This window comes from Psychrobacter sp. AOP22-C1-C5, from assembly GCF_052378885.1.
GTDB lineage: Bacteria > Pseudomonadota > Gammaproteobacteria > Pseudomonadales > Moraxellaceae > Psychrobacter.
Genome location: NZ_JBQSYC010000006.1, coordinates 74,817 through 89,279, shown reverse-complemented (window position 1 = coordinate 89,279; position 14,463 = coordinate 74,817). Strand labels below are relative to the sequence as shown.

The window sequence follows — 14,463 nt, the reverse complement described above, 5'->3', positions numbered from 1 at the left end:
AAACCATAAGGAAATCAGTTAAAGTCATGAGGATATATAATTAGTTTCGCGCTACCTATTACTAGTTGCAAACAGCATGCCACATGAGTGATTAAGCCTGCTCTAGTTGCGCATGTTCCGCGATCAATTCATTGATCTGACCCACACAAGAACCGCAATTGGTACCAGCGCGGCACTGTGCCCCGACTGCTGTCGCACTGGTGCAATCATGCTGAGTAATCGCATTAATAATAATGTTTTCTCCCACAGACATACACGAACACACCAATGGCCCTGGATCGACGTAACCACTGGCAGGACGCCCTGCCAGCAACCATTTATAACGCTGGCTGCTAGGGATTTGACTGGCATCCGCAAAACAGCTATCCAGCCAATGGACAGTCGGCAACTCTTTTAGTTCTGGTGCCAGATAAATCGCCATGATGAGGCGCTCCTCAGACCCTTTATCCTCGGACTCTTCATTCTCAAAAACAGCACTGTCAGCAGCACCATTATCAAGCGCTGTTATGGGAGTGGATTGGGTCACAATAAAGCGTAATTGATCATGCTGTTGGTTGATGGTGAATGCCGTATTCGTAGTGCGCGCCTGTGCTGGCAACTGTAATGATGACTGTACAGACGAGACAAACTGCTGCCAAAAGTCAGGGGTACTCAACGTGTCACCAACACTAGCGATTGGGCTAGCAAAGTTAATCAATACACTATGGACTTGATGGCTGAGGTTCCAAGTCAGTGCGGGTAATTGACTTGCCGAAGCAGTATTGCGACTGCCACTATCAAGGCTGCTACTGCTGTTTTTTTCTAACAGTCCATTCTGTCGCCTGTCTGCCTCAAAACTGTCCAAAATATCACGCAGTTGCACTATAACGGTGTCCTGCCAGTCAGGATGCACCAAAATCTTGCCAAATGCCTGCATTGGCACTGCCATGATGCTGATTGCGGAGTTTTTAAGCTCAGGCTGCCCTGAATGGGGATCCACGACTGTTGGAATCAACGTACCCATACGAGCAAAGCTGGCAAAAGCATCGCTCCAGTGCATAGGCATAAATGCGTCACCAACTCGCATTGCATTGCTAATCGTGACTTGCGCCAGTACATTACTCACTGATGTATGATCGACCAAAATAGATGTCGCTTCATATTTAGGGTAAAGCTGCACAAAATCATCGGCTGCAACACCTAATTGCTGGGCATCGTTGGGATGAAGCGTTAGCGTTGGCACGGATTGATGCTGATTGAGTTGTGGTGCCAAACCCGTGCGAGTCATGGTGTGCCACTGGTCACGCAATCTGCCTGTGATAAGACGCAAATCAATGTTTGGGTCATTAAAGGTTGACGATATATTCTCCTCTAATTGGCTAACCGATTGAGAGTAAGGTTTAAAGAACGGTTGATTAACATCGGTCTGCCGTCTTTTAGGTTGTCGCGTTTGTTGGTGCCGATTGGGTACACTGGCGTCATCAGCAGGCGTAATGGCGATCAGCTGTGCTTTGACGCAAATGGTAATTTGATCAATAGAATCCTCTGTCGACTGATTGGATAAGTCATCTGATGTCTCAATCATGGATATACGCGTGTTGCCCCATTGAAATGGTGGCATCACGTCATAGTCTTCACGACTAAGCGCACTTGGCTTACGGCTCTGATAGATAGACTGACCGTTATGGTCGGCCTCTGTCATAAAAGCAGACAAGTCATTGGCAAGATTCAGATAACGCGGCTGGCTTTTGGCTGATGTGCTTTCATTTTGCTCATTACCATAAGCCGTCAACGCCACATGCTCGTTGAATATCTCGCTGGGATCTCGATAGTCAAACCCTGCTAGCTCCATGTGCTTGGCAACTTGTGAGAGTATCCACCAATCTGGCTTTGCCATACCTACCGCAGGTGTTAATGAGCGTTGACGCGAGATGCGCCGCTCAGAATTGGTCACCGTTCCTGACTTCTCGCCCCACCCTTGGGCAGGTAGCACAATATCGGCGCACTTTACCGTGTCGCTGTCCACTGAGCAATCGGACACGATTACCAAGTCACATTCTGCCAGCGCTTGGCGAAACCTATCCGCCTCTGGCAAACTGACCACCGGATTGGTCGCCATAATCCAAATAGCTTTGATACGTCCGTCCAAAATAGCGTCCGCCGCGTCGCAAGCTTTGACACCAACCTTTGAGGAGATAGACTGCGGCGATTGCCAAAAGTCCGCCACCAGCTGCCGATGATCGGCATTATCCAAATCCAAATGAGCGGCCAGCAAATTGGCCAGTGCGCCCACTTCCCGTCCGCCCATCGCGTTGGGCTGACCGGTGAGTGAAAACGGACTCGCGCCCACTTTACCTACGCGCCCCGTATATAGATGAGTGTTGATAATGGCATTGACTTTGTCCGTGCCACTTTTGGACTGATTCACCCCCATACTGAATGCAGTGACTGTCCGATCATTGGCCGCCACTGACTCATAGAATTGGCGAATACTATCGATTGGCACTTGGCAAGCGCTGGCCACCTTGTCAATCGTCCATGTTTTAGCTGCAGTCAACGCTTCATGAACACCATCAACGTGCTCGATATAAGCATCGTCACCGCAACCTTGCTGCTCAAGATAATGCAATAGACCATTGTATAAATGGGTATCCGTACCAGCTGCAATAGGTAAATGCAAATCCGCAAACTCACAAGAGTCCGTACGGCGTGGGTCGATGACGATTAGCTTTTTGTTCGAATTCAATTTCTTGGCCGCTAAAAAACGTCCGAAAAGAATGGGATGACACCACGCCATATTTGAGCCGACCAGCACCAATAAATCACAAGCTTCAAAGTCCTCATAATTGCCCGGCACCAGATCGGCACCAAATGCGCGCTTGTGCCCTGCTACCGCTGATGACATACACAGTCGAGAATTGGAGTCGATATTATTGTTACCGATAAAGCCTTTGATGAATTTATTGGCGACGTAATAGTCTTCAGTCAATAGCTGACCTGAGACATAGAACATAATGCTGTCGCGCCCATATTTGGCGATGGTATCGTTTAAACGTTTGGCAATATCTGCTAATACGCTGTCCCAGTCCGTTTGCTTAATGAGTGGCTGCGCATCAGACTTTTTTATAGCATGAGTACCAAAGGACATATCCAGCGGCATGGGCTGCTGCTGGTGCATGGACGCCAGCTTGTTTTGATAATAAGGCTGTTTTAATCGACGTTCGGTGCCCAGCGTTTGGGCAAGCGCGCTGCCTTTTGAACATAACTTACCAAAGTTAGCAGGATGCTCAGGATCGCCCGCTACGCTAATACTGCCAGTGTCATCGATCTGAGCCAAAACCCCGCAACCGACGCCGCAATAAGGACAGGTTGTGCGAATGGTTCTGGTCAAATCAACCGTTGATGACGCTACTTGATCAACCTTTTCAGCAGCACTAGTGTTATGAGTAGTAATGTTGTGAGTGGCAATAACCTGACCAGTCGTGTTTTTAGACCTGTTAGATAAATGGCCTAACACATCAGCTTGTACGGTTTCGCTACTATCTGGGATTTTACTGGCAGCCGATTCATTCATGATGCCTCCTCTACTAATTCAGTTACTGTGCTTTTATCATTATCAGTTTCCTCGCCATGTTCATTGGTGACTATATGACAAGTGAGATCACTCGGATCTATGGTTTCCAAATCACAGTAGGCCTCGCCAAAGATTAACGTGTCCTTTATAGCCGTAATATCGACCTGATCTATAATCAACTGACTGTAAAAACTGCCATCATTGACGTCGCCATAAAGGACAGCACCGACGACTTTATTATTTTTTAGATAGAGGCAGTGATAATGGTTTAAGGTGGGCTGACGATAAACAAGCGTTTCAATGGCTTCAGCGTCGCTATCATCATCATCAAAGGCAATTTGACCCGCTGAAAACGCTGACACGCCGGAGACTTTGAGTTTTAATGACAAAGGTTTGCTGACAAACGGAATCCAAGAATCTTGCAAGGACGCTGAACCGTTTGAGTCTGTGATGTCCGACATTACAGAGTCTGATATCACTGCGTTTTTTAAGACCGACACGAGCGTATCGACTTGCTGATTCACGGGTGCGACCATGCCGAACAGCTCACCATCCAGCTCGACGCATTCGCCAATCGCATACACATGCGGGCAGCTGGTGTGCATGTAATCATCAACGACAATGCCGCGATTGACCTCAAGCCCACTGTCTTTTGCCAAGGCGGTATTGGGAATCACGCCCACTGCCATCACGATAAAATCCGCCCGCAAGGTGCGACCGTCTTTTAAGGCCAATCCGCATACCTCATTTGTATCATTCGTGACGATCGCTTCAGTATTCGCAGACACTTCAAGACCAACACCACGGCGACGCAGCTCTGCTTGTAACAGCTGAGCAGCAGGCAAATCCAGCTGATTATTGAGCACATAGTCGTCCACATGAATGACGCTCATGGTCGCCCCTTGCGCCGCCAACGCACACGCCGCCTCCAATCCTAATACGCCGCCGCCAATCACTAGCCCCGTTTTGCCTTGACGGGCGTATTCGGTCAAGGTGGTGACATCCGCTAAATCACGAAAAACATGAACGCCTTTCGCCGTATGATTGGGAAACGGTATCACTCGAGCCGTGGAACCAGTGGCAATCACCAATTTGACATAAGGAAGCGTTTGCCCATTATCAAGCTCAATACACTGCCGGTCAGTGTCAAGCATATCAACGCTGACCCCAGCCAGTACCGTAATGCCCAATTGTTCATAATCTGATTTGTCATACAAATACGTATCCTCAAACGCCGTTTCTCCTGCCAGCACAGGGGACAACATAATGCGGTTGTAACCCACATGCAGCTCTTTACTGATCAGAGTAATGGGCAAAGGCAAACTGTCTCGGCACTTATTCTTCTGTTGAGCCCGCGCAAGCTCAATGGCAAAACGGCTACCCGCCATACCGGCACCAATGATGACGATACCCACATTTCCGGCATGATCACGACTATAGTTATCCTCACGATCATTCACAGGGTTGGTAGCGCCTTGATAAGCGGACGTTTCAATCATTTCTGTAGTAGAACTATCAGATGGTGCGGCAGTTTTTGACCTATGGAGCAACATATGAAGACGTTCCTTAGCAGCATAGTGCAGCGTTAAACAAGTGATGGTGTTTCATTGGATGTAGGCTACTGATACAGTGCAGTTGGAATGAAGTTTTCGAAGTCGCTAGAGTGACAAAGTTACACAACAAGCGAGGGAAACTTGTACCAGAGCACTGGCTATCAACGTATCAATTTTACTTTGTACTGACGATACCTATGACAGATAGACCCACAACAATAATACAATGATGACAGTCTGTGTGAAGCAAATGCCATGCCATACCAGTAAAGGATTGCTCTTAATCAGAGGTTCGGGGTCACGACTGCGTGCTCTGTTATCAGGGTTAAAATCTTGTAAAAATTCACCGATGGCCTGATAGCGAACATTGGGATTGGAATGTAGCGCCCGCATGAGCGCTTGCTGACTGACAGGCGGGACATTTCGTTGTCGTAATGGCTGCGCTGGCATGACCAAAGCCTGCTGCGGATTCATCAAAGCTTGCGAGCCAAACGGCAACTGGCCTGTTAAAAGCTCGTAGCCAATCACGGCGATTGAAAACAGATCAGAATGTACCCCTTTTGGTGCATCGGTGTAATACTCTGGTGCAGCGTAGTGCAGATCGCCATTGGGTGGTCGCGTACTGTCTTTTAGGATGGATGAGCTGGCAGAGCCAAAGTCAATCAGCTTCACCGCTCCTGACTTGGTCAATAGTATGTTTTCGGGCTTGATATCTTGGTGCAACAGATAATTGCGGTGCATCACTCGAACCGTCATACCGATTTTGGTCAACAAATCATAAGTCTGCCATACATCGCATGGTGCATTGCGTTCAATAAAATCTCGTAAGCTCTCGCCTTCGATATACTCAGTCAAGTGATACAGATACGTGGTGCTGGCGGGTACTGGATAATAGCGCAGCAGCCCTGATGTGTTGAGTCCAGAACCCATAGGATGCGGGCTACTTTGGTTTGAGCCAGTCGTCTGCAAGAGATTCGGATCGGCTTGATTATAAGCAGATTCACCCGCCCGTCGGTATTTTGACAAGCTTAGACCAATTTTGCGTTCTTGTAAAAAATCACGCAAATAATGACCATCAGCAATGGTGTCAAGGCTCGGCGACTTTAAAACAAAATCGTTATGATCCTCATCTTGCACCCAATACACATGACTACGCGCAGTGCGTGCGATAATGCTGATCACCGTAAAACCATCAATGCTATCGCCCACTTCTAAATCTGTAGGCAGTCGATAGCGATGCATATCTTGGGACGTTGCGCTGTCACTTGCAAGAGGATCAACCACACCAGAACTGTCTGCTGGGTCTGATTGATTTGACATCGCATTCATACTCAGCATAATCATACTCAAGTTATCATGACTGCCGTCTGTAAACGCATGCTTACATATGGTCTGACTGGCATGAAACCCTGCGGGCAGTTTGTGCATTGTAGCCAGCGCCTGAAACATCGTTGTGGCCGCACTACACAGCTCAAACTCCAACTCTATCGCATCGATATGCTCATAAATACCATCCGTCATGATTGCTAAGCACTCGTCTTGGTGCAGCGTAAAGACCAATTGCTGTAATTCTATCTGCCTGTCAGCACCGATAGCCGCCGAAAGCGCTCCTTTATCTTCACCTCGATGAATGCGATGATCGTCACTAAGTACCGTCAGACTGTCTATCCCAACACGGTAAATGCGTGAATCGCCCGTATGGAACAAATGGATACGATCGCCAATGCACAATAGACCTGACAGCGTAGACAACAAGGGCGGCACCCGCTGATATGCTTGCGGAAAATACAACACATCATTGGCTTTATCTACCGCCGTCCTAATGATGCTAGCAACTTGATCGTCATCCAAGCTAATAGACATGGCTTGAGATTGCTCTTGTGACTCATACTGGACTTGCGCCAACTTTGCCAATGCCAGTGTGATTTTTTCGGCAACTGTGTTGATGACCAATTGGCTGGCCTGCTTTGGAAACTGGCAAGCACTGACGCCGTCTGCCATAAGCACCAACAGTGGCGCTGGCGGTACTGATATATTTTTAGCTGAATCACCGTGGTTTAAGTCGTCCGATTTGGTCGATGTTGACGCCAAAAAATGATACGGCAGGCAAGTCGTTATCAATAGACTGTCTTGGTTTTCGGCTTTGCGACCTTTCATTGTAAAAAAATCAAGCCACCACAAGGCAGAATCTGCCCTCGGATGGCTCGATTCAATGGGCGACGATTGACTAGCCGTATGGCTTTGAACATCCAAACCCGTCACGGTGTCAGTGGTTACATTAGCACCCAACTCATGACCATGATCCTGCTGGCTTTTATGAGTGCCTTTATAGTTTTTGTTTTTTCTGATTTCGAGAATAGTGTTCAAAGTCGTCCTCATTTATTTTTCTTGTTTTACCTATGACTGATGCTAACTGTGACTGACTTGGATTTCGGCAAACGACCCGTCTGGCATCTCTTCAATAATAACGCCTGATGGCTCTTTAAGTAAAAACAGCGCAAAGAAACCAACCACGGCCGTCGCAGCGATCACAAAGAAAAACACCTGATAAGACACTAGGCTGAGTATCGTGAGATAGACCACTGAGCCGACATTACCGTACGCGCCCGTCATACCTGCAAACTGCCCTGTCATACTGCGCTTGATGAGTGGAATCACCGCAAATACCGCTCCCTCACCTGCTTGTACAAAGAACGAGCAAAACATAGTGATCAATAATGCGAGCGCCAGTGGCCAAGTTGAATCCAGAATACCCATCAATAGATAGCCTACTGCCAAACCAGCCGTCAAAATCAACAAGGTTATTTTGCGGCCGAATTTATCACTGAGCCAGCCACCACCGGGGCGTGACATCAGGTTCATAAAGGCATAACTCGACGCTAACACACCCGCCATCACGATCGACAGGTTGAAGGTCTCTTGATAAAACAGAGGCAACATCGAGACGACGGCAAGCTCTGAACCAAAGGTCGCAAAATAGAGAATATTGAGAATACCGACTTGCTTAAAATCATAACGATGCGCTTCAGGTACAGGCGTGGTAAACACCTCTTTATTAAAGCGATAGCTACTGATGAACTCATAAACATACAGCACGGCAAGGCCAATATAGATAATCGTAACACTAGACTGACTGAGCAAACTCACGCCCGCAGGTGACAACTTCCATGCCAATAAAGCCAAGGCCAAATACATCGGCAATTTAAATGCCATCATGAGCCAAAAGTCGCCTGATGAGGTCACCATCATAGCGCCAGACTTTTTGGGTTTAAAGTACGTAGCGCCCTTAGGGGTGTTGCGTGCCATCTTGTAAAAAACCACGCTATAAAGTCCCATGACGACACCTGATACGGCAGTGGCATAACGCCACCCTTCATCGCCGCCAAAGACAGCCGCTGCTCCAATCGCCACGGTTGGCAATAATAGTGCCGCTGCCGCTGAACCAAAGTTACCCCAGCCGCCATAAATGCCTTCCGCCGTGCCCAGCTCGTTGGTTGGAAACCAATCACTCATCAAGCGAATCCCAACCACAAAGCCTGCCCCCACAAAACCCAGTAAAAAACGAGACAGCGCTAAGGTGTTGTAATCTTGCGCAAATGCAAAGGTAAAACAAGGAATCGCGCCGATAGCCAAAATGGCCGTATAAACAAGACGCGGGCCAAAACGATCCGTCAGCATGCCGATGATGACACGGGCTGGAATGGTCAATGCCACGTTTAAAATCAGCAACGTTTTGACTTGGTCTTTACTCAAATTCAACGTCTCACCAATCGCTGATAAAAACGGTGCATGGTTAAACCACACAAAAAAAGTTAGAAAAAATGCCATCCAACCTAAATGCAGGATTTTATTTTTACCCGAAAAGGACAAGATATTGAGCTTGTCTTTGGTAGGTGCAACGGGGGTCGATGATGACATAGGCAAATTCCTCAAATGGTTAACTTTTAGATTATTACAAAGCGTCAGATGTCCAAAAAATAATCCGTTAAGACACTTAAGGCGGTGCAATGGCTATGCCAGTTGTTTTTATGTGAAGCGTTTTAAGAAATGAGAAACGGTTTTCAGTCAACGTGACAACGCCCATTGATAAAGGCTTTTGCAGCAGTGCTAGCATTCGATCATTTTTTTAATCCGCATTAGAAACAGATAAATAAAACGACAGTAGCGAGGGGTTTTCTAAGAAATCAGAGAACCCAAATTGGGGCACGATAGTATCTATTTTGGTGCATAAATATTTTATGTTGGCACTTATAAAAAATTCATAAACGACATTCTTATGATCAGTATTTATGTTGATCTTCGTTTTTATTTAGCCTCTATTTAATCCCTACAAAACGTTAAGAAACCTACTGTTTATCCTCATATTTCACGCAACCACCAGTAGGGTTAATCCTCAAGAAATACATAAAAACAAAGTTGCTTGGCACAATTATTGAATGCTCTCTAGTAGTAGGCATCTAAATGTCATTTATCAGCTATATAGAGGACAGACGTATGAGTAGCACTACAATGAACGCAGAAAACATGAGCGTAAAAAACATGGTCACAAAAAACTCAGTCATAAAAAACAAAGGCAATTTGGTCGTGATTGGCAATGGCATGGTCGGTCATCATTTTGTTGAAAGAGCGATTGAGCAAGGACTGCATGAACAATTTGAGATTCATGTGTTTGCAGAAGAAGACCGCCCTGCTTATGACCGTGTGTATCTATCCAGTTATTTTGAGCACAAAGATGCTAGCAAGCTGAACCTAGTCGATCTCACCACTTATGAGTCGTCACAAATCAATTTGCATTTGAACCAGCGGATTGTAGATATCGATTCGACCAATCGTTCCATCACCACTGAGTCTGGCGAGCAGATTGAATACAGTGAATTGGTATTGGCGACAGGCTCATATCCGTTTGTGCCGCCGATTCCGGGTCGTGAGCATCCGCACTGTCATGTGTACCGTACGATTGCTGATTTAGATGAGATTTTAGCCATTGCTGAATTGCCCAAAGTCAAAAAAGGTGTGGTAGTCGGTGGCGGCCTGCTCGGACTTGAGGCGGCAAAAGCATTGGTCACATTAGGTCTAGATACTTATGTGGTCGAGTTTGCTCCGCAATTGATGGGCGTTCAGCTAGATGCAGCGGGTGGCGAGATTTTGAAGCGTAAAATTGAGGCGCTGGGCGTAAAAGTCCTGACAGGCAAAAACACCAAAGAAATTGTCTCTCATCCTGATAATACAGGCGATGATGGCAGTTACTTGACCATGCAATTTACCGATGGCACATCATTGGATACCGATATGATTGTGTTCAGTGCGGGCATTAGACCTCAAGATGACATTATAAAAAACAACCCGCAATGCGGTATTGCAATGGGCGCTCGCGGCGGGATTTTGATCGATGAGCAATGTCGCACCAATGCCGATCATGTCTATGCGGTTGGCGAGTGCGCCGTGTGGGACAATCAGGTGTTTGGCTTAGTTGCTCCAGGCTATAGCATGGCAAGCATTTGTGCCGCGCAAATTGCAGGTGATAGCCAGCAAACTTTTACGGGTGCCGATATGAGCACTAAATTGAAATTGATGGGTGTTGACGTGGGCAGTATTGGCGATGCTCATGGCACGACTGAAGGCGGACTCAGCTATCTGTATCAGAATCCAGCAGAAGGTATTTATAAAAAGCTTGTCACTACAGCCGATAACAAACGCTTGCTTGGGGCTGTATTGGTCGGCGACACCGAAGACTATAACAACTTGTTGCAATTGTATCTAAATGACATTGACCTGCCAGCGCATCCTGAAAGCCTAATACTACCCAATGTCGAAAAACCTGTAATGGGCATCGATAATTTGCCAGATACTGCCACAATTTGCTCTTGTTATAACGTGTCCAAAGGGGCCATTTGCTCAGCGGTCGAAAACGGCGCGTACTCCATTGCTGACGTAAAAACAGTAACGAGTGCAGGTACAGGCTGCGGTGGTTGTGCGCCCATGGTGAAAGACACCGTGAGCTATCAACTGACCACGCTTGGTTTTGAGGTCAATAACGACTTGTGCGAGCACTTTGCCTACTCTCGTCAAGACTTGTACAGCTTGATTCGCGTGCATGGCATCAGAACCTTTGATGAATTGCTGACTGAACATGGTCGCGGTCATGGCTGTGAGATTTGCAAACCAACCGTCGCCTCTATTTTGGCATCGTGCTGGAATGATTATGTGCTCAAACCTGAGCTGACCCCGCTACAGGACAGCAACGACTATTATTTAGGGAACATCCAAAAAGACGGCACGTATTCGGTTGTGCCGCGAGTACCAGGTGGTGAAATCACGGCGGACAAGCTCATCGTCCTTGGTCAGGTCGCAAAAGAGTTCAATCTATATACCAAAATTACTGGCGGACAACGTGTGGATTTATTTGGTGCACGTATGGAGCAGCTACCAGATATCTGGACACAATTGGTACAGGCAGGGTTTGAGACGGGTCATGCCTATGGTAAGTCGCTGCGTACCGTCAAGTCTTGTGTGGGTAATGACTGGTGCCGATATGGAGTTGACGACAGTATGGGGCTTGCTTTGAGGCTAGAAGATCGTTACAAAGGCGTGCGTTCACCGCACAAGATCAAAATGGGGGTGTCAGGCTGTATGAGAGAGTGTGCCGAGGCGCAAAGTAAAGACTTTGGCATGATCGCAACTGAAAACGGCTGGAATTTATTTGTATGCGGTAATGGTGGTATCACCCCGCGCCACGGTGAGCTGTTTGCAACCGATCTCGATACCGAGACACTGGTCAGATACATCGACCGCATTATTATGTTCTATATCAAAACAGCTGATAAGCTCCAGCGCACTTCAAAATGGCGCGAGAGTTTAGAGGGCGGTCTTGCCTATCTACAAGCGGTCATCATCGAGGACAGCTTGGGAATTGCGGAGGAGCTTGAGGCACAAATGCAGCTCCTCATCGAAAACTATGTGTGTGAGTGGGCAGAGACAATCAACGATACCGAAAAACTCAAGCGCTTCCGTCACTTTGTGAACAGTGAGCAAGGCGATGACAACGTCGTCTTTGTGACCGAACGGGATCAGATTCGCCCTGCAACTGACGCGGAAAAGTCAGAGATCAAACTGGTGGAGTTGGCTTAACTGAATATCAGCGCCCTGCTCTTTTGCAGAGCGTTGATTCAATTTAAAAAACACCTTTTAAAGAAGATAGCACTGCTGGGACAAATGCTTCAAATCCTTTGCCTGCCGAGGTAAAGGAAGAAAAATTTATACCAGCAGACCGCTTTATTAACGCTACACTGTTTAAGGATAAAATCCCATGCAACAGCACACCATTTGCCATCTTAACGACATCATTCCGGATACAGGCGTTTGTGCATTGATAGAGGGCAAACAAATTGCCATCTTTCGCACCAAAAAAAACGACCTCTTCGCCCTTGATAATTACGACCCATTTAGCCAAGCAAACGTACTGTCCCGAGGTTTGATTGGTGGGACGACGATTGTAAGCGACACTGGCACAGATGAAGAAATACTCTATGTCGCCTCGCCCATCTATAAGCAGCGCTTTGACCTTGCCACAGGGCAATGCTTGGATGATGAGAGTGTGATACTAGAGGCTTATCAGGTGACATTAAATAATAACAATATTATTCTGCAAGGCTGGTAAAAAACAGGGCGTATCCTCATTGAAGATACGCCCTAAATTTTTTCATAGAAGTTTCATTGCTTTAAGAATTTCTTATGCTGTCTTAATTGACTCATGACTTTTTAGGCGACTGATCGTCACGCCCGTAAAACCAAACAGTATCGTCAGCAGTAGAGACAAATAACAGAAGAACGCATAAGGCAGATAATCAAGCACAGGTACGCCTAACGCTTGACTGATAAACACGCCGCACACACTCCAAGGCACCAAAGGATTGATAACCGTACCGGCATCTTCAATGGTGCGAGACAAGTTTTTGGGATGTAAATTCAAACGCTCGAACGTCGGACGAAACGCCGTACCAGACAGTAAGATACTCAAATACTGCTCGCCGATCAGCACGTTGATGCTCAATGCTGACATGGCAGCCGCAAATATGGCGCGTCCCGATGTGGTTAGCGTATCCTTTATACCTGACAATAATGCTGGCAAGATACCCAATGCGGTCAGCAGTCCGCCAAGACTAAGTGCCAGTATCACAATCGCCTGAGTAAAGAGCATGCTTTGCACACCGCCACGCGACAGCATACCGCCGACTTCACCCAACTCCAATGATTCGGCAGGGGTATAGCCTGCAAACAGATAACCACCCAGCTGTCCAAAGCTTGGCGAGCTATGCAAATAGGTAATGATTAAAGCAGTTACAATGGTACAAATAATCGTATAGATAGCATTGACGCGAAACACCGCTAATCCAACCAACACTACAAAAGGCAACACCGCATATCCATGCACCAAGCCACTTTCAATCAGCTGTCCTTGTAATACGATGACTTCACTGAGATCAGAACCTGCCGTCTGCCCTGAGAAAAACCAAAACAGGATAACTGTCAATATCCACGCAGGCACGGTGGTATACATCATATTACGAATGTGTTCAAACAAATCGATACCTACAACCGATGAGGCAATGGTACAAGTGTCAGACAGTGGCGACATCTTATCACCAAAAAACGCCCCTGATACCACTGCGCCTGCCGCGATTGCTACATTAGCGTCAAAAGCGTTACTCATACCAATAAAAGCCACGCCTAATGTCGCAGCTGTCGTCAAACTACTGCCCAAAGCAATACCGATAATAGAGGTCAATACAAAGGCAGATATATAATAATACTCTGGCGATATCAGCTCAAAGCCAAAATACATCAGCGTTGGAATGGCACCAGACATCATCAAGGCGGCAACCATTAAGCCGATAAAGAAGAATAAATATATCGCACCAATACCGCGCATGACACCAGATGCCATTTGCGTTTGCATGTCATCAAAGCTCAAGCCTTTGAACAGACCAATAGCCAGTAAGACACAGATAGCAAGTATTAATGATAAATGAGGAACCCAGCCAAAGCCAATCATGGTAACGCCCATGATAGCGATGACAATGGCAGAAATCATAAACGCCAGTTGAGGTGAAATTTGAGTTAATATTTTTGGAGGCATCACACATCCTTAAAGCGCCAGTGGAAGCTGGCGTTAGATTGAATTTCAATATTGAATTTAGGTGGGGGCAAGTTTAATGAGTTTGTTTGGCGATTGCCAATCGGATTAGGGCGTGCTTGATATTCACAAATAGGCACTGCTGATCGCTAAAACTGTTCCAGACAAGGCGCAAGTCGATGATAATGTTAATACCTTAGCGAGACTTGCAACACAGTATGGGG

At 46.8% G+C, this 14,463-nt stretch carries 7 protein-coding genes; 2 read left to right on the top strand and 5 right to left on the bottom strand.

What is annotated here, in order from left to right:
• Nucleotides 1–91: 91 nt before the first annotated feature.
• The 4 genes from ACT3TH_RS09690 to ACT3TH_RS09675 all read right to left on the bottom strand — a co-directional run bounded on the left by ACT3TH_RS09690 (nucleotide 92) and on the right by ACT3TH_RS09675 (nucleotide 9,024).
• The gene (locus ACT3TH_RS09690) at nucleotides 92–3,553 is read right to left on the bottom strand and encodes a molybdopterin-dependent oxidoreductase (protein ID WP_444755642.1); all 3,462 of its coding nucleotides are present in this window, start codon (nucleotides 3,551–3,553) and stop codon (nucleotides 92–94) included.
• A complete protein-coding gene (locus ACT3TH_RS09685; protein ID WP_444755641.1) occupies nucleotides 3,550–5,106 on the bottom strand; it encodes an NAD(P)/FAD-dependent oxidoreductase in 1,557 nt (518 codons plus the stop codon). Before ACT3TH_RS09685 ends, ACT3TH_RS09690 begins: the two co-directional genes overlap by 4 nt.
• Nucleotides 5,107–5,301: 195 nt before the next feature.
• Nucleotides 5,302–7,473 carry a protein kinase domain-containing protein gene (locus ACT3TH_RS09680; protein ID WP_444755640.1) on the bottom strand — a complete coding sequence of 724 codons (2,172 nt, stop codon included), beginning with the start codon at nucleotides 7,471–7,473 and terminating at the stop codon, nucleotides 5,302–5,304.
• 42 nt (nucleotides 7,474–7,515) lie between these two features.
• Complete coding sequence (locus ACT3TH_RS09675; protein WP_444755639.1) at nucleotides 7,516–9,024, bottom strand: NarK family nitrate/nitrite MFS transporter; 1,509 nt, start codon at nucleotides 9,022–9,024, stop codon at nucleotides 7,516–7,518.
• 621 nt (nucleotides 9,025–9,645) lie between these two features.
• On the opposite strand from ACT3TH_RS09675, the gene nirB reads away from it, so the two are divergent.
• Nucleotides 9,646–12,234 carry a nitrite reductase large subunit NirB gene (gene nirB, locus ACT3TH_RS09670; protein WP_444755699.1) on the top strand — a complete coding sequence of 863 codons (2,589 nt, stop codon included), beginning with the start codon at nucleotides 9,646–9,648 and terminating at the stop codon, nucleotides 12,232–12,234.
• Nucleotides 12,235–12,412: 178 nt separating this feature from the next.
• The gene (gene nirD, locus ACT3TH_RS09665; protein ID WP_444755638.1) at nucleotides 12,413–12,763 is read left to right on the top strand and encodes a nitrite reductase small subunit NirD; all 351 of its coding nucleotides are present in this window, start codon (nucleotides 12,413–12,415) and stop codon (nucleotides 12,761–12,763) included.
• A gap of 72 nt (nucleotides 12,764–12,835) precedes the next feature.
• On the opposite strand, the gene nhaC is transcribed toward nirD, so the two are convergent.
• On the bottom strand, nucleotides 12,836–14,242 hold the full coding sequence (nhaC, locus tag ACT3TH_RS09660; RefSeq protein ID WP_444755637.1) for a Na+/H+ antiporter NhaC: 1,407 nt from the start codon (nucleotides 14,240–14,242) through the stop codon (nucleotides 12,836–12,838).
• Nucleotides 14,243–14,463 lie beyond the last annotated feature (221 nt).